The 22,652-nt window shown below is 68.4% G+C and carries 22 protein-coding genes; 2 read left to right on the top strand and 20 right to left on the bottom strand.

What is annotated here, in order from left to right; genetic code table 11:
- The first annotated feature begins 125 nt into the window (after nucleotides 1-125).
- Entirely contained in the window at nucleotides 126-1,961 is a 1,836-nt protein-coding gene (locus ACOGI9_RS03355; RefSeq protein ID WP_419858475.1) for a peptidyl-prolyl cis-trans isomerase, read from the top strand.
- A gap of 55 nt (nucleotides 1,962-2,016) precedes the next feature.
- Here ACOGI9_RS03355 and ACOGI9_RS03350 read toward each other — a convergent pair whose 3' ends face one another.
- The 20 genes from ACOGI9_RS03350 to radC form a co-directional block, all read right to left on the bottom strand.
- Nucleotides 2,017-2,259, bottom strand: a complete 243-nt coding sequence (locus tag ACOGI9_RS03350; RefSeq protein WP_419858474.1) for a Sec-independent protein translocase subunit TatA/TatB — start codon at nucleotides 2,257-2,259, stop codon at nucleotides 2,017-2,019.
- 39 nt (nucleotides 2,260-2,298) lie between these two features.
- Nucleotides 2,299-2,514, bottom strand: coding sequence for a DUF4321 domain-containing protein (locus ACOGI9_RS03345; protein ID WP_419858473.1), 216 nt, complete (start codon nucleotides 2,512-2,514; stop codon nucleotides 2,299-2,301).
- Nucleotides 2,515-2,583: 69 nt separating this feature from the next.
- The gene (locus tag ACOGI9_RS03340) at nucleotides 2,584-3,570 is read right to left on the bottom strand and encodes a polyprenyl synthetase family protein (RefSeq protein WP_419858472.1); all 987 of its coding nucleotides are present in this window, start codon (nucleotides 3,568-3,570) and stop codon (nucleotides 2,584-2,586) included.
- A 64-nt stretch (nucleotides 3,571-3,634) separates the two neighbouring features.
- Complete coding sequence (locus ACOGI9_RS03335) at nucleotides 3,635-6,712, bottom strand: LPS-assembly protein LptD (protein ID WP_419858471.1); 3,078 nt, start codon at nucleotides 6,710-6,712, stop codon at nucleotides 3,635-3,637.
- A gap of 29 nt (nucleotides 6,713-6,741) precedes the next feature.
- Complete coding sequence (gene tatC, locus ACOGI9_RS03330) at nucleotides 6,742-7,536, bottom strand: twin-arginine translocase subunit TatC (RefSeq protein ID WP_419858470.1); 795 nt, start codon at nucleotides 7,534-7,536, stop codon at nucleotides 6,742-6,744.
- Entirely contained in the window at nucleotides 7,533-8,054 is a 522-nt protein-coding gene (gene nrdR, locus ACOGI9_RS03325) for a transcriptional regulator NrdR (protein WP_419858469.1), read from the bottom strand. The genes tatC and nrdR overlap by 4 nt, the downstream gene beginning before the upstream one ends.
- A 23-nt stretch (nucleotides 8,055-8,077) precedes the next feature.
- Nucleotides 8,078-8,872 (bottom strand): tetratricopeptide repeat protein, encoded by a 795-nt coding sequence (locus ACOGI9_RS03320; protein WP_419858468.1) that lies wholly within the window; start codon nucleotides 8,870-8,872, stop codon nucleotides 8,078-8,080.
- A complete protein-coding gene (locus tag ACOGI9_RS03315; protein WP_419858467.1) occupies nucleotides 8,873-9,517 on the bottom strand; it encodes an OmpA family protein in 645 nt (214 codons plus the stop codon). It lies immediately after the preceding gene.
- A 150-nt stretch (nucleotides 9,518-9,667) separates the two neighbouring features.
- The gene (locus ACOGI9_RS03310; protein ID WP_419858466.1) at nucleotides 9,668-11,020 is read right to left on the bottom strand and encodes a hypothetical protein; all 1,353 of its coding nucleotides are present in this window, start codon (nucleotides 11,018-11,020) and stop codon (nucleotides 9,668-9,670) included.
- The gene (locus ACOGI9_RS03305; protein WP_419858465.1) at nucleotides 11,021-11,746 is read right to left on the bottom strand and encodes a TonB C-terminal domain-containing protein; all 726 of its coding nucleotides are present in this window, start codon (nucleotides 11,744-11,746) and stop codon (nucleotides 11,021-11,023) included. It abuts the gene before it with no gap.
- Entirely contained in the window at nucleotides 11,743-12,168 is a 426-nt protein-coding gene (locus tag ACOGI9_RS03300; protein ID WP_419858464.1) for an ExbD/TolR family protein, read from the bottom strand. Before ACOGI9_RS03300 ends, ACOGI9_RS03305 begins: the two co-directional genes overlap by 4 nt.
- 37 nt (nucleotides 12,169-12,205) lie before the next feature.
- A complete protein-coding gene (locus ACOGI9_RS03295) occupies nucleotides 12,206-12,922 on the bottom strand; it encodes a MotA/TolQ/ExbB proton channel family protein (RefSeq protein ID WP_419858463.1) in 717 nt (238 codons plus the stop codon).
- A gap of 31 nt (nucleotides 12,923-12,953) precedes the next feature.
- On the bottom strand, nucleotides 12,954-14,273 hold the full coding sequence (gene hemA, locus ACOGI9_RS03290; RefSeq protein WP_419858462.1) for a glutamyl-tRNA reductase: 1,320 nt from the start codon (nucleotides 14,271-14,273) through the stop codon (nucleotides 12,954-12,956).
- Nucleotides 14,274-14,310: 37 nt separating this feature from the next.
- Nucleotides 14,311-14,751 (bottom strand): single-stranded DNA-binding protein, encoded by a 441-nt coding sequence (locus ACOGI9_RS03285; protein ID WP_419858461.1) that lies wholly within the window; start codon nucleotides 14,749-14,751, stop codon nucleotides 14,311-14,313.
- Between the two features lie 76 nt (nucleotides 14,752-14,827).
- On the bottom strand, nucleotides 14,828-15,295 hold the full coding sequence (gene rimI / locus ACOGI9_RS03280) for a ribosomal protein S18-alanine N-acetyltransferase (protein ID WP_419858460.1): 468 nt from the start codon (nucleotides 15,293-15,295) through the stop codon (nucleotides 14,828-14,830).
- Entirely contained in the window at nucleotides 15,279-15,962 is a 684-nt protein-coding gene (gene tsaB, locus ACOGI9_RS03275; RefSeq protein WP_419858459.1) for a tRNA (adenosine(37)-N6)-threonylcarbamoyltransferase complex dimerization subunit type 1 TsaB, read from the bottom strand. The genes rimI and tsaB overlap by 17 nt, the downstream gene beginning before the upstream one ends.
- Complete coding sequence (tsaE, locus tag ACOGI9_RS03270) at nucleotides 15,956-16,495, bottom strand: tRNA (adenosine(37)-N6)-threonylcarbamoyltransferase complex ATPase subunit type 1 TsaE (protein ID WP_419858458.1); 540 nt, start codon at nucleotides 16,493-16,495, stop codon at nucleotides 15,956-15,958. The genes tsaB and tsaE overlap by 7 nt, the downstream gene beginning before the upstream one ends.
- Complete coding sequence (uvrB, locus tag ACOGI9_RS03265; protein ID WP_419859229.1) at nucleotides 16,492-18,528, bottom strand: excinuclease ABC subunit UvrB; 2,037 nt, start codon at nucleotides 18,526-18,528, stop codon at nucleotides 16,492-16,494. Before uvrB ends, tsaE begins: the two co-directional genes overlap by 4 nt.
- A 17-nt stretch (nucleotides 18,529-18,545) precedes the next feature.
- A complete protein-coding gene (locus ACOGI9_RS03260) occupies nucleotides 18,546-20,768 on the bottom strand; it encodes a RelA/SpoT family protein (RefSeq protein WP_419858457.1) in 2,223 nt (740 codons plus the stop codon).
- Nucleotides 20,769-20,904: 136 nt separating this feature from the next.
- Complete coding sequence (gene radC / locus ACOGI9_RS03255) at nucleotides 20,905-21,588, bottom strand: RadC family protein (RefSeq protein ID WP_419858456.1); 684 nt, start codon at nucleotides 21,586-21,588, stop codon at nucleotides 20,905-20,907.
- A gap of 212 nt (nucleotides 21,589-21,800) precedes the next feature.
- On the opposite strand from radC, the gene ACOGI9_RS03250 reads away from it, so the two are divergent.
- Nucleotides 21,801-22,634, top strand: coding sequence for a DUF6263 family protein (locus ACOGI9_RS03250; RefSeq protein ID WP_419858455.1), 834 nt, complete (start codon nucleotides 21,801-21,803; stop codon nucleotides 22,632-22,634).
- Nucleotides 22,635-22,652 lie beyond the last annotated feature (18 nt).

Here is a 22,652-nt window from a genome sequence, read left to right as displayed (position 1 = left end):
TCCCGCCTTTCGTTGCCCGCAACGCGCGGCCGGCGTACGTTTTCGAGCTGCGTTTCCGGCCCCGGCGCGGCCGCGTTCGGGCGACTCGATTCAAGACGACAAGGTGGGTTCGGCGTCTCATGTTCATGCGGAAGATGCGCGGCAGCGCGAGCCTCGTGATGGGCATCATGGCTGCGGCCTTCGTGGGCTGGCTGGTGTTCGACGGGATCAACGCGATGCAGGGAGGGAACCTCGGCGGGCAGATCAACCCCGTCGTGGGGCAGGTCGGAGGCCAGGACATCCGCTACAACGAGTGGAACATCTTCCTCCAGAACCAGCTTGCGGTGAACCGCGCGGCCGACCGCGGCATGACGGACGAGGATGTGCGCGTCGTGACCGAACAGGCATGGGAGAGCCTGATCAGCGCGACGCTGATCCAGGCGGAGCTGGACCGGCTGGGCGTCAGCGTGACCGATGCGGAGGTTCGGCAGGCGTTCTTTACGCAGCCGCCGCAGGAGATGTTGAGCTACCCCGGCTTCCAGACGGACGGGCAGTTCGACATCGACAAGTACCGCCGGTTCTTCACGGACCCGGCGACGGATGAGACGCAACTGCTGCAGATCGAGGGCTACTACCGCTCGATCCTTCCGCGCGCGAAGCTGCAAACGCTCGTCCAGAGCGGCATTTACGTATCCGAGGAAGAGGCGTGGCGGTTCTATCGGGACACGAACGAACAGGCCCGCGTCCGCTTCGTACGGATCGACCCCGCCCTGGCCGTGGCGGATTCGCAGGTCTCGGTTTCGGAGGACGAAATCCGGCAGGTCTATGACGAACGCGTGGACGACCTCATCCGGCCCGCCAGCGCCCGCGTGAACATGGTCAGCATGTCGCTCCGGCCTTCCGTCGCCGACTCGCTCGCCGCCCGCGAACGGGCCGCCGCCCTCGCGGACCGCGTCCGGGGAGGCGAGGATTTCGCGGAGGTGGCGATGGCGGAATCCGCGGACTCCATCTCCGGCGCGGAGGGGGGCTTCATGGGCAAGCGTCCGACAGGCGCCTTCGACCCGCGCCTGACCGAGGCGGCCGCGGACGCCCCCCTGGGACAGGTCACGGATCCGGTCGAGACGCCGTTCGGACTGCACGTCCTGCAGGTCGACGAGCGCACCGCGGACTCTCTGGCGCTGCGCCAGATCTACGTTCCGTTCGAGATTTCCGGCGCGACCGAGGATTCGGTGTTCACGCTCCTCGACGACCTGGAGGACCTCGCCCTGCGCACGGACCTCACGACCGCCGCCGACTCGCTGGGCGTGACGCTTCGCGCCGATGTGCAGTTGCTGGACGGCGTGGACTTCATTCCGGGCGCCGGCCAGCTGGGCGTGGCGAGGGAGTGGGCCCTCGGCCCCGAGAGCGAGATCGGAGACCTGTCCGATTCGTTCGAGAACCCGGCGGGCTTCCATCTGGTCGAACTCCTGGGGCGGCGGGACGAGAGCACGATTCCCTTCGACGAAGCCGCGGTCGGGATTCGCGCGGAGCTGCTCGTGGAGAAGAAGAAGGAACGCGCGGCGGAACTGGCCGCCGGCCTGCTTGACGCGGTCACGGCCGGAGGTACGCTCGACGAGGCGGCGGAGGCACTCGGTTGGTCGGCCGAAGAGACCGTTTCATTCCGCCGGGGCGATTTCGTCCCGGGACTCGGCCAGGGCACCGAGGCGGTCGGCTTCGGATTCGGGGCCGATGTCGGCGAACTCAGCGGGGCCCTCGATGCCGGAGATGCGGTGGTCGTCGTGGAGGTTCTCGAGCGTGAAGAGGCTACACGGGAAGCGTTCGAGGAGGTCCGGGACGCCGTGGTGGGACAGCTGGGCTTCGAGCGTTCCCAGCAGTACGTGCAGAAGTGGCTGGTTGCGCTTCGCGAAGACACGGTCGTCGAGGATCACCGGGAGAGGCTCCTCCTGCAGCAGGAAGCCCAGCCCATGATCCCGGGCTTCTGATCCCCGACCTCCGATCCCGAGCCGCTTGACGACCCGCCGGGCCGACCGCCCGGCGCTAGTTTTCCGAATTCGCGGGGCGGGCCTGCGCAGTCTCCTGGGTGGCGGAGGCGGCCGATGGAGGCGCGGTGTCCCCGGTGATCTCGGCCCGCACATCGCCCTCGACCTCCTTGATCGAGCCCTTGAACTCCCGGATCCCGCGGCCCAGGGAACTCCCGATCTCGGGAAGCCGCTTCGCGCCGAAGAGGAGCAGAATAGCGAGGAATACGAGCAACAACTCCCATGGGCTCAGACCGAACATCTCAGACTCCTTGGTTGTGGCTCATCGCCCGCCTCCCGGTCACAGAAGCGACCGGGCGAACCAGGCGACGAGCACGACCCCGACGACGCTCAACACATTCAGGCGCAGGACGATCGGCCCCAGCGTGAACGCGAGCACCTTGAGATCGAATGCAAGCGGCTGCAGTGAAGCCGCGACCGTTGTGATGAAGAACTGACGCGCCGCTGACGGGGGCAACGTAACCGTCGCGAGTTCGGTGAGCAGCCCCCCGAGCACGAATCCCCCCGCTATGATGAGGACCAGGCGTATCGGGGAACGATGGCGTCGGCTTCCGAAGTTCACTCGCTACCGTACTCTCTCGACGACGTAATCCACCGCGAGGCTCAGCGCCTCGAGGCACGGACCCGCCGGCAGCCGCCGGAGCTGATCCCGTGCCCGATCCGCCCGCGACCGCGCCTCCTCGCGGGCCGTCTCCACACCTCCGTGCGCTTCGACGAGATCCACGATCTCCTGCACGGCTTCGGGAGAGGGCGCCGGGTCCGCAAAAAGCGCTTCGACGGCGCGCCGCTCCCCCCATTCCATCTTGGGCAGAGCGGCGATCAGGGGCAACGTCACCTTGTGTTCCTGCAGATCCTGCCCGCGCGGCTTGCCCATCACGCGAGTCGACGACGAATAGTCGAGCAGATCGTCGACGATCTGAAACGCCATGCCCAGATGATGGCCGTACGCGCGGAGGGCGTCCCGGTATTGCGGCGCTCCCGACAGGGTCCCGAGTTCGCACGCCGCGGACATCAGAGACGCCGTCTTGTGTTCGCACAGCCTCTCGTAGTCCTCACGCGTGAAGTCGAGGCCATCGTGGAGTACGAGCTGTCGCATTTCGCCGATCGTCATGCGGTTCGCCGTATCGGCGAGGAGGGCGACCTGTTCGAGGCTGCCGAGGGCGACGACCTCGATGACCGCCCGCGAATAGAGGTAGTCTCCCGCGATGATCGCGACCTGGTGCGTCCAGCGGTGGTTCACCGTGGGCCGGCCTCGTCGCCTCGCCGAGTGATCGACCGCATCATCGTGCACGAGGGTCGCGACATGCAGCAATTCGACGATGGCCCCCAGCTTCACGGCATCCGGGGAGGGGCGCCCTCCCACGCCGTCGGCGAGGAGGAGCAGCGTGGGCCGGAGGAGCTTCCCGGAGCGCGCGAACAGGTAGTCGCCCACCTCGTCGAGCGCCTCGAATCCCGATGGCACCATCCCGCGGAGCTCGTGCTCCACGGCAAGGAGCCGATCCGCTATGGGCAGGCGGACTTGTTCCAGATCGATGGCGGTGGTCGGGAGCATACCCTCCTCGGCGCGCGAGCCGCGCATGAAGTGCACGGGAATGTCGGGAGCCCCGCGAAGAATGTCAAAAGCGCCCGGAGCCCAAACCGCCGGCACCGAAACCGCCCTGGCCGTCCTGCGACTGCTGGTCGTAGTCGAACTTGAGATCGGGTGCGTCCTGGAGGCTGACGCTCATCTGGAAGATGAAGTTCCCGTTCGGCGAGCGGGCGAACATGAAGGTCGCGATCCAGCGGTGCAGGGCGCGGTCGAGCGTGATGAGGTGCTCGCCGAATTCCTTGTTGGTGAGGTTGTACGTCGTGCGCCAGGCGAGACGCCAGCTCGGTGACGGATTGAGGGAGAGGACGGCGTTGAGCGACTGCCGGTCCTGCGCACTCTGCTCCTCCCGGCCGCGCTGGAGCGAGTAGGTCAACGCGAGCGTCCACGGGCCGCCTCCCCGCAACCCGGGGTCCCCCGGATCCGGATTCTCGTCGAAACTCTGCAGCCGGTATCGTGAGTCGGCCGCGTTCCGCAGCCGATTCTGGGGATCGGCCCCGCCCCCTCCCCCACCGCCGCCCAGCCCGAGCAACCCGCCGAGACCGCTGGCCGAGCTGAACGTGAAGCTGCCCGTCAGGCTCGACAGGATGGGGGCGAACATCCGCTCCTGGCCGGTGCCATCGAACAGATCCAGGGACATGTTCAGCGACAGTCCCCTCAGCAGGTCCGAGTTGATGCGGTGCGACCAGCGGTCCGTCGTCAGGGGCGACTCATTCTCGCGGGACCAGTCGAAGGTGAGAGGACTCGAGTTGATTCCCAGGAGGACGACGTTCCGGCGCGGCTGCGCGCGGCGCGGCGCATCGGGGTCCCCCGTGTCCGGTCCGGCGCCGGGGGCCGCCTCCTGCCCGGCGTCCGTGAGCCCGCGCGTCGCTTCGGCCGGATCGCCTTCGGCCGGGTCGGTGTCCGCGGTCTGGACCCCCGCCGAATCGCCGGCCGCCGCGAGCGAATCCGCCTCGGACGTGGCCGCGCCGGGCTCCTGGCCGGTCGAATCCGCTTCGAGCGAACGGCCCTCCAGCAGTGCCTCCGCCTCGGGATCGAGTTCGACCTCCTCGCGCAGCTTGGCTTCGAAGGTCTGGTTCAGGGTGAGGCGAAGCCGGTTCTCCTCCTTGGAGTTCGACACGGGGAACCCGGGAATCGAGAGCAGGGAATCGGAGGCTTCCACGGCCGGCGAGTAGTCGTAGTGAAAGCGCGGCGAGATCTTGTGGCGGATCCGCTCGAACGGGCCGACGCCGGGAAAGAACCCGTAGATGTCGGTGGACACCGCGGCTCCGAGGCGGAGACGCGCGGGCGCCGCGATGAACTCTCCGTTCGTGTCGTCCGACTGGAACCGGCTCGCGTCCACGGTCAGCGTGGGACGAAGCGTCGTGCTCCCGATGAGGTCGATCTGGTATTCCGCCTGCGCTCCGTAGTCGAGTTTCGAAACGCTCCCGGACGCCGCGGCCGCCGTCGTGTCGGCGCCGGGCATCGGCTGAAACGGAAGTACGGCGTTCCGGTTGAAACTCGTCCTTCCGCTGATCCCGAACGATCCGATGCGGATGGCGCTGTTGGCGGACGCCACTTCGGTTCTCTTGCCGTCGCTCTCGTCCTGAGTCCGGTCGAGGCGTGAAGCGGAGAAGGCGCCGTTGACGACGATATTGTTGAAGGGCCCGCTGCGGTTGCGGGGCGCCCGGAAGAGGGTCAGGGGGGAGAAGGTCATCTGAAGCTTGGGCAGCGTGAGGTCCGTCCGCCCCTTCTGCGCCCCGAGATCCTGGCGCCGGCTTCCGCTCAGGTTGACGGACGCGAAGGGGAACCGGTGCTGGATTCCGACATCGGACGCGATCCGTTGCGTCTGCACCGTCGGGTCGAAGGTCTGACGCTCGAAGACGGTGGTGTTCGAGACGAAGTTGGCGTTGACCCGAATGTCCGTGACCGGGGTCAACTCGTGATTGTGCCGCATCTGGAACTGCAGGGTCTTCTCGTTCCCGAAGCTGTAGCTCGCGATGACGTTGCCGCGGAAGAACTTCTTGATCGAGCGGTATCGGAGGGCCCCGTTGAGGCGGGTGAACCGTCCGCTGAACCAGTCGGCCGTCGCCTGCGCATCCATGAAATCGTTGAACGCGAAGTAGTAGCCGAAGTCCGTGATGCTTCGGCGGGCGTTGGTGGAGGACGCGACGACATCGTTGAACCCGAAGCGCGGAGGCAGGAAGCCGCTTCTCCGCTCCTCCCGAATGTCCTGCGCGAAGAAGGGAAGCCAGGCGACGGGCACGTTCTGGATGTAGAGGGTCACGGGCCACGCCACGACGATGTCGTTCGAGACGACCTTGATCTGTCCGGCGCGGAAGTAGTAGTGCGGTTCGTCGGCATCGCACGAGGTGAAGTTCCCGGTCTCCACGAAGGCCGTGCCGGAGCCCCGCATGGTCATGAGCCCCCGGATGAACCAGTCGGCGCCCTGCTGGGCGAACGAGGTTCGCGCATCCACGACGGTGCCCCTGGTAGCGGAGACGTCGTAGTTGAGACACTCGTCGGAGATGACGTTCTCCCCTTCCCCGGTGAGCGAGATGTTGCCGCAGCCCCGCACGAACTGCAGACCCGCCTCGTAGGTGATGGTGTCCGCATCGATCGTGGACTGCTCGTACATCACCTGCGCTTCTCGATTGAGCTGCACGCGCTGCCGGTCCACATCCAGCTCGACCCCGCGCCCCTGGTACCGGATGACCTGATAGCCCGGCTCTCCGAGGAGCTGTCCGAAGATGTCGTCCTGTTGCGGGAAGGGCGGGTCCGCCGGACCGGCATCGAGGGTGTCCGCGGCGGCCGAATCCGGAAGCGCGGGCACCGCCGCGGCGGCGCTCGAATCTCCGACCGCCACCGAGTCGCCGGCCGCGGCGGCGGAGTCGCCAACGGCCGCGGAATCGCCGACTGCCGCGGCGGCATCACCGGCCGCAGCCGAGTCGGGTTCCGGGATGTCGAGCGTATCCGGCGCGGTCGAGTCCCGGGACGCGGAGTCCTGAGGCAGCGTGTCCCGCCCCGCGACCACGACCGTGTCGGTATCCGCCCGGGCGGTGAACTCAAGGGGGCGGACGCCCGCGGGCGCGGCGCGCGCGGTCTCGGTCGCGCCGAGGCCCCCGAGCACGGCCGTCAGCGCCAGGAGCGTGCGGAGCCTCAGGCGGAACTTCCTTCCCCCGAGGTCGCCTCCGCCTCCTGGCGACGCCGCCGAATCACCCGGGTCATGATCACCGATAGCTCGTAGAGGAACATCATCGGCAGCATCATCGCGAGCATCGTGTAGGGGTCGGCGGGCGTGAGGAACGCCGAGACCACGGCCATCACGACGATCGCGTGACGCCGGTACTTCGCGAGTCCTTCGGGCGTCACGATCCCGACCAGCGACAGGAAGACGAGCACCACCGGCAACTCGAAGATGAGCCCGAACGCCAGGATCAACCGAACGGCGAAGGTCAGGTACTCGTTGATCATGATGACGGGGTTGAGCTCATCGAAGGTGAAGAAGTTGAGCAGGATCCTGAGCCCGAGCGGCAGGACCAGGAAATACGCCATCGAGATGCCGGCGATGAAGAGGATGGTTCCGGAGGCGATCGCCGGGACGGCGAACTTGCGCTCGCTCTCGTACAGGGCCGGCGAGAGGAAGCCCCAGGCCTGCCAGGCGAGGTAGGGAAAGGCCGCGATGAGGCCCACGATGAAGCCGAGCTTGAGGATGGTGATGAACGGCGTCGTCACGCTGGAGTAGTTCAGGGCCTCGCCCGGGAGGAGATCCGCGATCGGCCGCTGGACGATCCCGAGCACGTCCCACTGCGTTACGGCGACGAGCCCGATGACCATGCCGACGAGGAGCGCGAGGAGCGCCCGGATCAGGCGAGAGCGAAGCTCGTCCAGGTGATCCAGGAAGGGCATCTCCGCCTGATCGGTCGCACCTTGGGTCTGTCGCCGCAGCCTCATCGGCCCTCGTCGCCTCCCGCCGAGAACAGTTCGACCTGCCCGGCCGCGCTGTGCCCGGCGCGTCGCAGCAGTTCTCCCAGTTGTCGCACTTCTTCCATGAACTCCGTGGTGTCCTGGAAGTTCCGATACACGCTGGCGAAACGCACGTACGCGACCTGGTCGAGGGCGCGGAGCCCGTCCATGACGAGTTCTCCCAGCCGCAGGCTCGCGACGTCGCGCTGGTCCGCTGCCGCCAGCCGTTCCTCGATTTCATCCACGAGAGACTCGATGTCGCGGTTCGATACGGGTCGCTTCGCGCAGGCCACGCGGATGGACTCGAGGAGCTTCCCGCGATCGTAGGTCTCCGAGCCGCCATCCCTCTTCATGACGAGCAGGGGCTCCGCCTCGACCTGTTCGTAGGTCGTGAAGCGTTCGCCGCAGGAGAGGCACTCGCGCCGACGGCGGATGGCCCGGCCGCCGCGACTCGTCCGCGAGTCGACGACCCGCGCCTCGAGGTGGTTACAGCCGGGACACTGCACGGCAGCCTGCGGTCACCGGACGACTAGCCGCCCAGCCTCTCGCGTTCCCGGCGGGCCTCCGGCGCCTCGGGGCTGTTCGGATAGCCGCTCTCGATCTGTACGAACAACCGCCGCGCCACCGCGGTGTTGCCCCGTCCCGCCTCGATCATCGCCCGGCGAAAGAGCGCCGCGGGAGCCCGGCTCGAATCCGGATAGAGTTCCGTCAGCCGACGGTACTCCTCGAGCGCGCTGCCCGGATCCTCCGCGTCCTCGTAGGTGCGCGCCACCCAGTACTGGGCATCGGGCGCGAACTCGTGGCCGCCGTAGACGGCGAGGAACTCGCGGAAAGCGTCGCGCGCGGTTTCGAGGTTGCCGCGCTGGTACATGTCGAGTGCCAACGCGTAGAACTGGGATGCCTCGTCGGACCCGGATCCGGCGGCAGGGCCCGATTCCGTGGCGGGCGGACCCGCGGCGGGCGGGCCCGCGTCGGACGGTCCGGGGAAGCCCATGGGCGAGGGGGAGCCCAGGCGGCGCTGATTCTCGTAGATGTCGTTGAGCAACTGGTTGTTCTGGGCGGACATCTCGATGATCTGCTCCAAGAGACCCTCGATCCGTCCGATCAGCCGTTCGAGTTCGCCCCGGCCCGTCGTCTCCCGGCGCTGGCTCGAACTCTCGATCGACTCCAGGTCCGCCTGCACCGCCTCGGTCAGACGCAGTTGACCTTCCGCGAGAACCGCGATTTCGCCCCGCAGGGCGTCGCCCATCGTCTCGACGTCGCCCCTGGACGCGCAGGCGGCGGCCGCAACGCCCAACAGCACGGCGACCGCCGCCTTCCGCATCTAGATGTCTCCGTCCGTGATGACGAACTCGCCGCGACGATTCTGCCGCCACGCCGACTCGTTGCTCCCCCGGGCCAGCGGCATCTCCTCCCCGAACGTCACGACATCGAAGCGGTCGGCGTCCAGCCCCAGGCTGGAGAGGTAGTCCACCGCGGCCTGCGCCCTTCTCAGGCCGAGCGCCTGGTTGTACTCGAGGGAGCCCCTCTCGTCGCAATGGCCCTCGACCCGGAGGCGGATTCCGGACCGACCCTGCAGCGCGTCGGCCTTGCGCTGCAGAATCGCGGCGGCGGCGTCCGTGATGGCGGATTCGTTGTAGTCGAAGTGAATCCGCGCGACGATCGCCTCGCCGTCCATTGCGCGCTCGATGTCCGCGGGCGCGGACTCCGCGCACGTCGTGCCGGGATAGTCGCTTACGGCCCGCTCGAGCAACTCGCGCGCGGTCGTGAAGTCGCCTGCCTCCATGGCCGCCATCGCCTGGTCGCAGAGCCGGGCCGCGGCCGCCTCGCGTGCCTCGCTGTCATCCACGACCGGGGGCGGAGGGGGAGGCGGCGGCGGGGGCACCGGCTCCGGTTCCGGGTTGCCGCTACACGCCGTCGCCAGAAGCGCAACGAGAAGAATGGGAGAGAATCGGTGGCTCAGTCGCATCGAGGTCTCCTTGTTTACCAGTCGCGGGACGAGAATTCGGCGAGGACAGGGCGAACGTCGGCGCTGAAAACGCTGACCCGATCCCGGTTTCAACACGGATTCGTAACCTATCGCAGACCCGTCAAGTCGCAACCCGCAGGTCGAGCGCGGTCACGAGCCCGCCGGGATCGGGGGCGACCAGTCCGGGAGACCGTCGAGCCGTCCCGCCGTCAGGGGCCGGGACCTCCCCGTGAAGACATCGAGGATCCAGACGGTCGAGCCCTGCGAGTCGACCGATGAGAAGACGAGGTGACGGCCATCGGGCGCCCAACTGGGATCCTCGCTCTCGCCGCGCCGAGTCAGCATGCGCCGGTCGGTGCCGTCCGGGTTTACCGTGAAGATCTGCCAGCGGCGGTCGCTCAGGGCGGAATACGCGATCCGGTCGCCGTTGGGCGACCAGTCCGGGCCCGCCGCGTTGGTATCCTCCCGCGGGTGATAGATGCTGATGCGGCGGGCCGGGCCACCCGAGACGGCACGGACGTATACCTGCTGCTCGTTGGCCGGATCGGCCTCGTACGCGAACGACGCCCCATCGGGCGAAAAGCTGGGATTCAGCGACTGGGCCCGCCCTTCGGTCAGCGGCCCGCCGCCCTCGACCACTACGCGCGTCGTTCCGCCGATGGCTTCCGCGTACGCCAGTCGTCCGTCCGGCGTCCAGCTCGGCGTCTGGATGAGCCTCCCGGACCTCACCGTCCGGCGGCTGCCGGTGATGAGATTCAGCTCGACGAGCGAGAAGTGCCCCGTCTCATCCTGGATCGTGTACGCGATGCGGGTGGCGTCCGGCGAGAAGGCGGGCGAAAAGACGTTACGCCCTCCGGTCTCGATCCGCTGCGGGTTCCGGCCATCGCTGTCGATGAGCAGCAGATAGGACGATCCATCCCCATCCCTCCGGCGGAGGGCGATCCGGGTCGCGGCGATGCCGCGCTGGCCTCCGGTCGCCCAGAAGACGATCCGGTCGGAGATGCGGTGGACCGACATTCGGAAGTCGGCCGCATCCATGGAGGGCAGGCTGAAGGCCTGGACGTTCTCCAGGTTTCCGTAGACGACGTCGTGCAGACTGACCCTGAGCAGCGGGGTCTGTGTCCCCGGCGCGACGGAGATGTCCGAGGTGACCAGCCACACGGCCCCGAGCTCGTTCCAGAGCGCGTAGTTCGGAGGGCCGCTCAAGGCGAGCGTGTCGGGCACCGCCAGGATGTCGAACCGGTCGGAAAAGTCGAGGTCCGTGCGAAGAATCTCGCCGACCGCCGCGCCCAGGTCGTCGAATCCGGCGCTCGCGGAGACGGGTGCGACGACCATGCCCGGCACATAGCCGGCTTCGTAGGTGAGGCCCAGACGGAGCGCGCCGCCCTCCTGGCCCCCCAGCGGCGCACCGGCCGCGGCGGCGGCCAGCATCAGCCCGGCGGCGGCGACCCGGCGGCCCCGCCCGGCGGTACGGCGTCGTCGAAGAACACCACGTGCGTCCATTCAGCGCGCGCTCGGATCGAAGAAGAACGAGACGGCGAGCGCGTCCGCCGGAAAGTCGTCCGGGAGCGGGCCGAAGGCCCGGTCACGGCCCGCCGATTCCACGGCCCCCATCGCCTGGGTGTCGAAGACCAGGCTCCCGGATCTCGCCACCCACTCGAACCCCGTCACCCGCCCGTCCCGGTGGATGATGAAGTAGACCTCGGCCCGAAGCTCGCGCGCGCCGACGGGAGGCCGCCACCGGCGCTGGATCTGCCGGATGATGTTCTCCCCGTATTCGGGCCAGGCCGAGGCTTCGCCGGCGATCCGGATACTGAGAACTTCCTCGCCGACCTCCTCGGTCCGCGCGGGCTCCGGCTCCGCCTCGCGTTCGACCTGAACTTCGGCCTCCACCGTGGGCGTCTCCACCTGCGGCACCGGGTCGGGCGTCGGCTCCGGCGGAGGCGGCCGGTTCTCCTCCTCCGCGACCTCGGGCGGCGAGGGATCGATGCGGATCGGCGCATCCTCCGGAGCGAACGCGACCATGTTCACCCGGTACGTCCTGGGCAGTTCAGCCGGGCGGATCACCGCGTCGCCGAACACGGCGAGGGCCGCGAGACCTCCGTGGAAGCAGAGCGAGCCGTACACGGCCCGCCTGGGCGGACGCCCGTGGCGCGGCGGCCCTCCGCGCCGCCATGCGCGCCAGCGTCCGCGACCGCTCCCGGCTTCCGCCCCTCCGTGCAGGTTCATGGGCGGCGACGCCTCGGGTCCGGATCGGTGACGATGTTCAGCACGCCTCCGGCGTCCTGAATCGGACCCATCACGCGAGTCGCCTCCCGAAGGGCGAGATCGCCATCCGCCTTCAGATATACCATGTCCGACTCGAAGCGCTCGAGAGCCAACGCGAGCGAGGCCTCGAGCTCCTCGAACGTCACCGGGACGTCATCCAGGTAGATCTGCCCGTCCGCGTCGATCGAGACGACGAGCGCATCGGATGCGCTGAGAGGCGCGGAGATGCCCTCCGGCAGGTCGATCTCGATGCCGCCCTGGAGAATGGGGGCCGTGATCATGAAGATGATGAGGAGGGTGAACGCGACATCGACGAGGCTCGTGACGTTGATCTCCGCCACGACGCCGATCCCGTCGGCCTGCTGTGTAAAGCGCCTTTTCATCCCGCGCTCCTCATCCTCCGGCCGCCGGAGTCCCGGCTCACAGGCGCCCCTCGCGCGCGAGCGTCCCCACGAATTCGCTCGCGAATCCTTCCAGTTCTCCCACGAAGAGACGCAGGCGGGAGGCATAGTGGTTGTACGCGATGACCGCGGGAATCGCGACCGCCAGCCCCGCGACGGTCGTCGTGAGCGCTTCCGCGATGCCCGGCGCGACGGCCGCGATGTTGGCGGACCCCTGCGATGTGATCCCGATGAACGAGTTCATCACGCCCACGACGGTTCCCATGAGGCCGAGGAGAGGACTCACCGAGCCGATGATCGCGAGCCAGGGCAGCCCGTGCGCAAGTTCATCCTTTGCCTCCGCGAGGCTCTTCTCGAGCACCAGCCACAGCGCTTCGAGCTGCGTCGGGCTCAGCCCCTCGCCGACGTGTGTGGCGTCGAGCGCGCCCGGGCGCAGTTCGGAGAAGAAGGCGATCCCCTCCCGGAACACCCTTCTGAAGGGGGAATCGTCGAGTTCCGCCAGCGCGTCGTTGAGATCCACGAGGCCGTTGGCCCCGGCCATCGCGAACACGAAGTCGTCCGCCCGCGCGTTCACGGCGCGCAACTCGCGGAACTTCCAGATGATGAGCACCCAGGACACGAGCGAGAAGGCGGCGAGCACGGTGAGGATGATTTTCGTGGGCAGGGTCGCGCCCAGGATCATGTCGATGGGGGAATCGATCACGCGAGCGGAAAGATCCTGTACCATGCCCGTCATCACCTGCGCCCCCCCTCCACCTTGTCCTGACTCATCCCCCCGTCCTCCCTTCACCGCTCCCGGCGCCGACGCGGGGTCCACGGCCTGTCAGCCATGGTTCCATCCGACGAAGACACGCCTCGCCGTCGGATCGTTCGGCGAGCCATCGGATGGCGCGTGTCGGCCCGTGCAGAACCTTGTTGAGCGCGGCCTGGCTCGCCAGCCGCCGGGCCTCGTCCGTGTCGGATGGCGCGGCGCGGGCGGCGAGGGCATCGGCTACCAGCCGGCGAGCGGTGTCCCTCAGCGCCCGGACGGCCGGGTCGGCGCGACGACTTCGACGCCAGGCCCGGTACTTTGCGACGTGCCGCTCGATGATCGCCTCCGCCCGCTCGCGCTCGTGCTCGCGCGCCGCACGGGCGCGATCCACGACCTGCCGCAGGTCGTCGATGTTGTACAGGAACACATCGGGGATCCCGGCCACGCGTGGATCGACGTTGCGGGGCACGGCGATGTCGAGAATCACCAGCGGCGCCCGCCCCGTTCGCGGGCTCCGGACATGCGGCGCCCGAAGGAAGGCCGCCTCCGACTCCGTGCAGGCGATGACGAGATCCACGCGATCCAGCGCCTCGAGCGCCGCGCTCCTTCGCATCGCGAGCGCTTCGAGAGGCCGGCTCACGCGCTCGGCCCGGGCCGGGTCGCGGCTCGCGAGGAACACACGCCCTGCCCCTTCGCGCTTGAGGCACTGCACGGTGAGCCTTCCCATCTCACCGGTCCCGAGCACGAGCACGCTGCGGTCGTCGAGCGACCCGAACACCTTCCGGGCGAGACCGACCGCCGCGCCGGGGATCGATGTCACGCCGCTCGCGATCGACGTGTCGGCCCGTACACGCCCGCCGACCTCGAGGGCCGACTGGAACAGGCGGTGCAGCACGGGCCCCACCATCGGACGCCCATCCCGGTAGGCTCCCCGGACCTGGCCCTGAATCTGCGGTTCGCCGACGATGAGCGACTCCAGTCCGCTGGTCACGCGGAACAGGTGGCGGACGGCCCGCGCCCCTTCGAGCGTCGCCAGGTACGAATCTCCCGCGGCCCCCAGATCCGACACCCGGCACAGCGCGTCGCGCCCAAGGCGATCGAGCGCTTCCGCGTCGCTTCCCGCCAGGTAGCATTCCGTCCGGTTGCAGGTGGAAAGCACGACGCACTCGGAGACGCCCGGCCGGGCCGTCAGATTCTCGACCCACTCCGCCCGCCGCCGGTCTCCGAGCGCGAAACGTTCCCGGATGTCGATGGGAGCCGTCCGGTGACTGAGTCCCACCGCGATGAGCGCGTCGGAGGGAGCACGCGGCAACGTCTCCGGCAGCGGAGGATCCATGCCGTGGCGAGATCCGGCGATCGCGACGCCGGACGCCTCAGAAGGGGAGATCGTCCTCACCCGCGACGGATCGGTTGGAGAACTCCGAGAAATCCGAACGTTCCTGCCGGGGTTCCGTCGCCGAATAGCTCTCTCCGCCGCCGCCGCTGCTCCCGAGCATGATCATCTCGAGCGCCCGGATCTCCGTCGTATACCGCGTCTGGCCGTCCTGCCCCTCCCACTGCCGGTACTCGATCCGGCCCTCCACGTAGACGCGGTCGCCCTTGCGCAGGTAGCGCTCGCAGATCTCGGCGAGGCGGTCCCAGCAGACCACCCGATGCCACTCCGTCTTCTCCTGCTGGTCGCCGGCGCGCGTCGTCCACCGGCGGCTGGTCGCGACGGAGAGCGTCGCCACCCGCGTACCCGTGTTCGTCGACCGCACTTCCGGGTCCGCGCCCAGGTTTCCGATGAGTGTCGCCTTGTTCAGACTGCGCGCCATTCCCGCCTCCCCGATGATCGACTCGAAGGTCCATGGTGGTGGTGATGATGAAGAGGATCAAGGTAACAGGATACGATCAACGGACCAGCAACCGCCGCATGACCAGAGCGTCCTCCTTCGGGCCCGCGTAGTATCCGCGACGCCGTCCGACGATCTCGAATCCCCGGCTTCGGTAGAGATCCTGCGCGCTTCGGTTTCCTTCCCGCACCTCGAGGAAGATCCGGAGGACCCCCCGGGTCCGTGCTTCCCTGAGAACCGCGTCCACCAGTTCGCCCCCAATGCCGCGCCGGCGGTCGTTCGGGGCCACGGCGAGGTCCCCCAGTTCCGCCTCCCGCCCGACGAACCACACGGCGGCATACCCCGCGACGCGCCGCTCTCCGTACACGGCGGAGAGGAGGACCGCGTCGGGGCGCCTGAGCAGGTTCCGGAACGTCCGTTCCGACCAGGGCGTGGCGAAACAGGCCTCCTCGATCGCCGTGACCTGCCCGAGATCCGACTCGAGGAGCCGCCGGATCGTGAGGGTCCGCCTAGCCGGCTCCGCCACGGCGCCCGACCTCGCGTTCGGCTCCGGAAGTCCGCACGTACCGGGGTTCCCACCCGTCGATGTCCGCGACGCGGCCGGCCGGAAGCCTCTCCGCCAGCCACAGGAGCGCACCCGCGCGCGGTACGCCGAGAAACGGGGGGAGCACCCTTCCGCCACGGCCTTCGATCGTCGCGCGGTGCCGGATCGCCCCCTCCCCGGCAAAGGACCATGAGCCGCAGTCCTCCAGCCCCCCGACCCAGCGGTCGATATCGCACGCGGCCGGCCCGCGCACCGGGGCTTCCAGAGGACCGTTGGCGAAGGCGGCTCCGTACACCTCCCCCCGGCGGGCGTCGAACAGCGCGCATACGCGGTCACGCCCCGAGGAGGCGGCGACGGCGCGAAGGCTCGAGTACGCGAAGAGCGGCACTCCCCTCGCGTGGCACCACCCCTTCGCCAGCGAAGCCGCGATCCGCACGCCGGTGAAGGAGCCGGGCCCCGCCCCGACGACCACACGTTCGATGTCGTCGACGCCGATCCGGGCGCGAGCGAGCATGCGATCCACCTCGTCGAGGACGGTCTCGGAGTGCGTCGCGCGGACGGCCAGCGCGCATTCGGAAATCAGGCTGTCGCCGCGGCCCACCGCGATGCCGCCGAGTCCCGTACTCGTCTCCAGCGCCAGACTCAGCACGCGGATGACTCCGCCCCCTCGGCGTACGGGCCCGGATCGGGAACCGGCGGGACGCGGCCCAGCGCGCGCGCCGTCACCCGCCGCCGCGCATCCCCGGTGCGTCCGGCGGCCCCTTCGGCGCTGTCGACCCCTCCGGCGCTGTCGGGCCCTCCGCTGAACTCGAATCGAACTTCCCAGCGGTCCATCGGAAGCTCCTCCCCGGCCCGCTCCGCCCACTCGACGAAGACCGCCCCGGCGTGGGCTTCCAGTTCCTCCCACCCGAGGGCGAGGAGTTCGGATGGATCGCGGAGGCGGTACAGGTCCGCGTGCCCGACCGGACCCCGGTCGCCGGCATACCAGTGGACGAGCGTGTAGGTCGGGCTCGTCACCGCCTCGTCCACGCCCGCTCCGGCGCACGCCGCCTGCGTGAACCGCGTCTTCCCGGCGCCGAGCGGTCCGGTGAGCGCGACGAAGACCTCCTCGCGATCCGCGACCGCCCCGACCTCCCGCCCCCAGCGCACGAGCCCCGCCTCGTCCAGCACGGCGCTCCTCATGCGGGATCCCCCGCGGAGATCGGCAACCCCGGCGGCCGCGTCGCCTTCCCGTCGCCGATCCGGGCACGAATCTCGAACAGTTCGTCCCGCAGCCGGGCCGCCGTCTCGAAGTCGAGCGCGGCCGCCGCGGCGCGCATGTCCTTCTCGATCGTCTCGGCCAGAGCCTCCGGCGACAGTTCCTCGTAGGAGCCTTCCCGTTCGTGCACGGCGGGCTGCGCCTCCCGCGCATCGGCCACCGCGGTCGAGAATCTGATCTCCCTCACCGACTTCACGATCGAGCGCGGCTCGATCCCGTGCTCCCGGTTGTATTCCGCCTGCACTTCGCGTCGCCGCGCCGTCTCCTCCATCGCGCGCCGCATCGAATCCGTCACCTTGTCCGCGTACAGGATCGCCTTCCCCGCGAGGTTCCGGGCCGCGCGGCCGATCGTCTGCACGAGCGAGCGGTCCGAGCGGAGGAAGCCCTCCTTGTCCGCGTCGAGGATCGCGACGAGGGAGACCTCGGGCAGATCGAGGCCCTCGCGCAGCAGGTTGATCCCGACGAGGACATCGAACGTCCCCAGCCGCAGGTCGCGGAGGATCTTCACGCGGTCGATCGCCGCGATGTCCGAGTGCATGTAGCGCACCCGCACGCCCCGCACCGCGAGGAACTCGGACAGATCCTCCGCCATCCGCTTCGTGAGCGTCGTCACGAGCACGCGCTCGCGCCGTTCCGTCCGCCGGCGAATCTCGCCGAGCAGGTCGTCCACCTGCCCGCGGACCGGCCGTACCTCCACTTCCGGATCCAGCAATCCGGTCGGCCGAATCAACTGCTCCACGACGACGCCGCCGCTCTTCCGCAACTCGTACTCGCCGGGCGTCGCGCTGACGAAGATCGCGCGCGGCACGAGATCTTCCCATTCCCGGAACGACAGCGGCCGGTTGTCCAGCGCGGACGGAAGCCGGAATCCGAACTCGACCAGCGTCGTCTTTCGACTGCGGTCCCCCTCGTACATCCCGCCGATCTGCGGGATCGACACGTGGGATTCGTCGACGACCACGACATAGTCATCCGGAAAATAGTCGAGGAGACAGTAGGGACGGCTGCCGGGCGCCCGGCCGTCCAGGTGACGGCTGTAGTTCTCGATCCCGGGACAGAACCCCACTTCCGTCAGCATCTCGAGATCGAACCGCGTGCGCTGCTCCAGGCGCTGCGCTTCGAGGAGCCGGCCATCCTGCCGGAGGTGCATCAGCCGTTCCTCCAGCTCCACGTAGATCGCGTGCCGGGCCTCCTCCAGCCGGTGGCCGAGCGTCGCGTAGTGCGTGGCGGGGAAGATCGACGTCTCGGGCAGGCGCGTGATGGTCGCGCCGGTCATGGGATCGATCTTCGAGATGCGCTCGATCGCATCGCCCCACATCTCGACCCTGACCCCCTGCTCCTCGTACGCGGGCAGGATCTCGATCACATCGCCCCGCACCCGGAACGTGCCGCGCACGAAATCGAGATCGTTCCGCGAATACTGGATCTGCACGAGTCCGGAGAGGATCTCCCGGCGGGATATCTCCTGCCCTTCGCGCAGCGTGAGCATGAGTTCCCGGTAGCCGACCGGATCGCCGAGTCCGTAGATCGCGGACACGGAGGCGACGACGATCACATCCCGCCGTTCCATGAGGGCGGACGTGGCGCGGAGCCGCAGCCGGTCTATGTCCTCGTTGATCGACGCATCTTTCTCTATGAAAGTATCCGTCGCGGGGACATAGGCCTCGGGCTGGTAATAGTCGTAGTAGGAGATGAAATATTCGACGGCATTGCGGGGAAAGAACTGTCGCAGCTCTCCGTACAACTGGGCGGCGAGCGTCTTGTTGTGGCTCATCACCAGCGTCGGGCGATTGACCTCCGCAATCATCGCCGCCAGCGTCACCGTCTTTCCGCTGCCGGTCACGCCGAGCAGTGTCTGCCACTTGTCGCCGCGGCGGACGCCCTCGGCCAACTCGCGGATCGCGGTGGGCTGGTCGCCCATCGGGTCGAACGGAAGCTGGAGGTCGAAGCGGGGCATGGTCTCGAAGCGGCGGGTCACTCGATGGTGAGGCCGCTCTCCCCGAAGGACTCCTTCCGTTCGACGGAGATCACGCCCTTCACGCCCTGAACCTGGCGCATGACTTTCTGCAGGTGCGTCAGGTTCTCGACTTCAACGACGAACTGTCCGCGCATCCCTCCCTCTACCCCCTTGATGTCGGCCGACTGAATATTCGTGCCCGTGTCGCTGACCGCACGGGCGATGTCCGCGAACAGGCCGTGGCGATCCGTCCCCTCCATGACGATGCGGACCAGGAACCGGCGCTCGCCGTGCGCCTGCCACTCGATTTCCACCCGGCGCTCGGGAGCGTCGGACAGATTCAGGACGTTCGGACAATCCTGCCGGTGGATGGAAACGCCGCGGCCGCGGGTGATATAGCCGATGACCCTGTCCCCGGGGACCGGCTGGCAACACTGGGAGTACCGGACCATCAGGTTCTCCATCCCCTGGATCCGAATCCCCTGGCCTCCGCCGCCCCAGACCTTGTCCACGAGCTTGTGAAGCGGGCTCGGACTCTTCTGAGGCACTTCGGGGATGACCTCCGGCAGGATGGCGCGCATCACGCGCGTGAGCCCCACATCCCCGCGGCCGGCGGCCGCATGGAGTGCATCGGGCCCGTCGTACCCCAGCGTCTCGCACGCCGACCTGAGGGCCGCCTCGTCCACCTTCCCGCGGCGGCGGCGCCTCCACTCGCGCTGGATGATGTCCTTCCCGAGCTGGAGGGCGGACTCCTGCTCCTCGTCGCGGATCCACTGCCGGATCTCGTGGCGGGCCTTGCTGCTCCGCACGAAGCCCAGCCAGTCCCGGCTCGGCGTCTGCGAATCGGAGGTGAGGATGTGTACGGTGTCCCCGTTCCGAAGCGGACGGCTGAGCGGGGCGATCCGTTCGTTCACCTTCGCGCCCTTGCAGCGAAGCCCGACCTCGGTGTGAACGGCGAAGGCGAAGTCGATGGGCGTGGCCCCCTTCGGCAACTGCTTGACGTCTCCCGCCGGAGTGAAGACGAAGATCTCATCCTGGAACAGGTCGATGCGGAGGAACTCCATGAACTCCTCCGGCTCGCGCGTCTCCTGCTGCCACTCGAGGACCTGCCGGAACCACGCGAGTTCGTCATCGACCTCGTCTCCGGACGCGCCCTCCTTGTAGCGCCAGTGCGCCGCGATCCCGTACTCCGCGGTGCGGTGCATTTCGTGCGTGCGGATCTGGATCTCGTACAGCGCGCCGCCGGGGCCGAAGATCGTCGTGTGCAGGCTCTGGTACATGTTCGACTTCGGCGTGGCGATGAAGTCGTGGAAGCGCTCCGTGAGCGGCGTCCACTTGTTATGCACGATGCCGAGCGCGTGGTAGCAGTCGCGCACCGAATCCACGATGAGCCGCATCGCCAGCGTGTCGTACACCTCTTCGTACGGCTTGTCGCGCTTCACCATCTTGCCGTAGATCGACCAGAGGTGCTTGGGGCGCCCCGTGACTTCGCAAACGATGCCGGCGGCGTCCAGCTCGGCCCGGAGCGGTTCCTCCATGCGTCGGATCAGCGCCTCGCGTTCGTCCCGCGTGGCGTTGACCTCCTTCACGAGCTTCCTGTAGCCCTCGGGCTCGAGAAACTTGAAGGCGAGGTCTTCGAGTTCCCATTTCAGCCGTGCGACCCCGAGACGGTGGGCGAGCGGCGCGTAGATCTCCCGGGTTTCGAGCGCGATCCGCTGCCGCGCGCCCTCCGGCATGTGCTCCAGCGTCCGCATGTTGTGGAGACGGTCCGCGAGCTTGACCATGATCACGCGCGCGTCGCGGGCCATGGAGAGGAGGAGCTTGCGGTAGGTCTCGACCTGACGCTCCGCCATGGAGCCGAACGCGAACAGCGAGATCTTCGTGAGACCGTCCACGATGAGGGCGATTTCCTCGCCGAACTCCGTCCGGATCTCGTCCACGGTCGTGTCCGTGTCCTCCACGACATCGTGGAGGAGCGAAGCGGCGATGCTCACGGTGTCGAGCCGGATCTCGATGAGGATCTTGGCGACCTCCACGCAGTGGCGGATGTAGTCCTCGCCCGAGCGGCGCTTCTGGCCTTCGTGTTTCTCCAGGCTGTACTGGAACGCAAGGGCGAGCAGGTCGAGGTCGAGGCGGGCCTCGTAGCCCTCGATCGCCTTCATGAAGTCCGGGGGCAGCAGCGAGCGCGGGCCCGCTCCCGGCGCGGCCCGGTCGACTTCCCGCTTGAGACTGCTCTCCACGCTTCGCGCTCCGTCCCTGAGACGTCACCGCCCTGGTGCGGCGCCACACCGCACCCGCGGCCGCCATCCAACGGCCCGGGCAACCTGTAAAGATAGCAGTAGCGCGCGCGTTCGGCGCGGGGCGGGCCGGGAACCGCTAGCAGATGCCGCGTTCGCGAAGGCTCACGTAGGCCCGGTCGCCGAGGATGATGTGGTCGCGGACGGGGATGCCGAGGAGCCGGCCGCTCTCGACGAGTTGGCAGGTCACCGCGATGTCCTCGGGAGACGGTTCGGGTTCGCCGCTGGGATGGTTGTGGGCGAGGATGACGGAGGCCGCGGCCGTGGCGATCGCCGGCGCGAACACTTCGCGCGGGTGGACGAGCGAGCTGTTCAGGAGGCCCACCGTGAGTCGCCGCTCGAGCAGCACCTGGCTCTGCGTATCCAGGTAGATGACCCAGAATTCTTCCTGCCGGCGGTCACGGAGCAGGGGACCGAGGCGTCCGAACACGTCGGCCGGACTGCGGATGCGCGCGCTGGCGCGGGCGGGTTCCGCCGCCTGTCGCCGCCCGAGCGCGAGCGCGGCGGCCACGGCGGCCGAGCGGGCGGGGCCGACCCCCCCGGTCCGCTCGAGTTCGGCCGGCTCCGCCCGCCCCATCTCCCTCAGCGAGCCGCCGAAGTCGGCCAGCAGGCGGCCGGCGACGTCCACGGCGGAACGCCCCGTCGCGCCCGCCCCGAGCACGACCGCGAGCAGTTCCGTCGTCGAGAGCGCATCCGGGCTGAAGCGGCGAAGCCGCTCCCGCGGACGTTCGCTCGCCGGGAGTTCGAGGATCTTCGGAGCCATGCCATCATGTATCCCCGCGGCCATGAATTCCGTCTCAACTCGGGGGTAGCGGAGGGTAAATCGTCCCCGTCGCCGGTGGCACACTCCGATCCGATCGCGCATGTTGCGGGCACCCTGGCGGCCGAGGACGAAACATCCGAGCCGGGGCGGGAATCGCGCCGTCGATCGCGCGAACTCCCGAGTCCCTGTCTCCTTACCGTCAGGAGGACCACATGACTTCACGATGGCGCAGGTTCGCCGCCGCCACGACGCTCGGTTTCGCCGCCGTCCTCACCTCGTGCGGCCCGTCCCCCGCAATCCGAACCATCCCGCTCGAAGCGCCGCTCCTGCTGCGGATGGCACCGCCCGAGGGTCAGGTTTCCCGCTACGCCTACTCCATGGAAACGAGCGTGGAGAGTCCCATGATGCCTTCGACCGGTGCGCCGCTCATGACCATGGCCTGGCAACAGATTCAGACGATCCTGAGCGTGGACGGCGAGGTCATTCGAGTCCGCGGGGCGGTCGATTCGGCCAGCACCACGTTCGGGATGCCGATGCCGGGGATGGACGACATGCTGCCCGACTTCTCCGGGCTGTCCTTCACCGTCGACATGGACCCGCGCGGCGGCGTCCTGCAAGTCGTGGAGAGCGAGGGCGTGCCGGAAGATGCCGGGGTGAGCGTCGAAAGCATGCTGCAGGGAGCCGGCCTTTCCGTGCTGCCTGAAGGGGAGGTCAGTCCGGGGGATGCCTGGATGGTCGAGACGCCGATCGAGATGCCGATGGGGACCGGCGGAACGATGTCGCTGGACATGGAATTCACCTACACGTTCGTGAGTCTCGCTGACGGCCTCGCGACCCTTTCGTTCGAGGGGCCGATGGACATGGACATGGACTTCCAGGGCATGGCGATGAGCGGCTCCGGGACCCTGTCCGGAACGATGGTCGTCGACCTGGTCGAGGGCCGGTATGTGAGCCAGACGAGCCGGCAGAACATGGAAATGGGCGTGGCCGGGACGTCGATGACCGTGAATACGACGACCACGCTCGAACTGATGCCGGACAGTTGACACGGAACCGCCCGCCGA

Source organism: Candidatus Palauibacter irciniicola, assembly GCF_965208695.1.
Classification (GTDB): Bacteria; Gemmatimonadota; Gemmatimonadetes; order Palauibacterales; family Palauibacteraceae; genus Palauibacter; species Palauibacter irciniicola.
The sequence above is the reverse complement of the archived record's forward strand: the minus strand, read 5'-3'. Positions and strand labels throughout refer to the sequence as shown.

Coding starts and splice junctions, on each gene's coding strand:
- ACOGI9_RS03355 (WP_419858475.1), top strand. CDS start 126: ATGCGGAAGATGCGCGGCAGCGCGAGCCTCGTGATGGGCATCATGGCT.
- ACOGI9_RS03350 (WP_419858474.1), bottom strand. CDS start 2,259: ATGTTCGGTCTGAGCCCATGGGAGTTGTTGCTCGTATTCCTCGCTATT.
- ACOGI9_RS03340 (WP_419858472.1), bottom strand. CDS start 3,570: ATGCTCCCGACCACCGCCATCGATCTGGAACAAGTCCGCCTGCCCATA.
- tatC (WP_419858470.1), bottom strand. CDS start 7,536: ATGAGGCTGCGGCGACAGACCCAAGGTGCGACCGATCAGGCGGAGATG.
- ACOGI9_RS03320 (WP_419858468.1), bottom strand. CDS start 8,872: ATGCGGAAGGCGGCGGTCGCCGTGCTGTTGGGCGTTGCGGCCGCCGCC.
- ACOGI9_RS03315 (WP_419858467.1), bottom strand. CDS start 9,517: ATGCGACTGAGCCACCGATTCTCTCCCATTCTTCTCGTTGCGCTTCTG.
- ACOGI9_RS03310 (WP_419858466.1), bottom strand. CDS start 11,020: ATGGACGCACGTGGTGTTCTTCGACGACGCCGTACCGCCGGGCGGGGC.
- ACOGI9_RS03305 (WP_419858465.1), bottom strand. CDS start 11,746: ATGAACCTGCACGGAGGGGCGGAAGCCGGGAGCGGTCGCGGACGCTGG.
- ACOGI9_RS03300 (WP_419858464.1), bottom strand. CDS start 12,168: ATGAAAAGGCGCTTTACACAGCAGGCCGACGGGATCGGCGTCGTGGCG.
- ACOGI9_RS03295 (WP_419858463.1), bottom strand. CDS start 12,922: ATGACGGGCATGGTACAGGATCTTTCCGCTCGCGTGATCGATTCCCCC.
- hemA (WP_419858462.1), bottom strand. CDS start 14,273: ATGGATCCTCCGCTGCCGGAGACGTTGCCGCGTGCTCCCTCCGACGCG.
- ACOGI9_RS03285 (WP_419858461.1), bottom strand. CDS start 14,751: ATGGCGCGCAGTCTGAACAAGGCGACACTCATCGGAAACCTGGGCGCG.
- tsaE (WP_419858458.1), bottom strand. CDS start 16,495: ATGAGGAGCGCCGTGCTGGACGAGGCGGGGCTCGTGCGCTGGGGGCGG.
- uvrB (WP_419859229.1), bottom strand. CDS start 18,528: ATGCCCCGCTTCGACCTCCAGCTTCCGTTCGACCCGATGGGCGACCAG.
- radC (WP_419858456.1), bottom strand. CDS start 21,588: ATGGCTCCGAAGATCCTCGAACTCCCGGCGAGCGAACGTCCGCGGGAG.
- ACOGI9_RS03250 (WP_419858455.1), top strand. CDS start 21,801: ATGACTTCACGATGGCGCAGGTTCGCCGCCGCCACGACGCTCGGTTTC.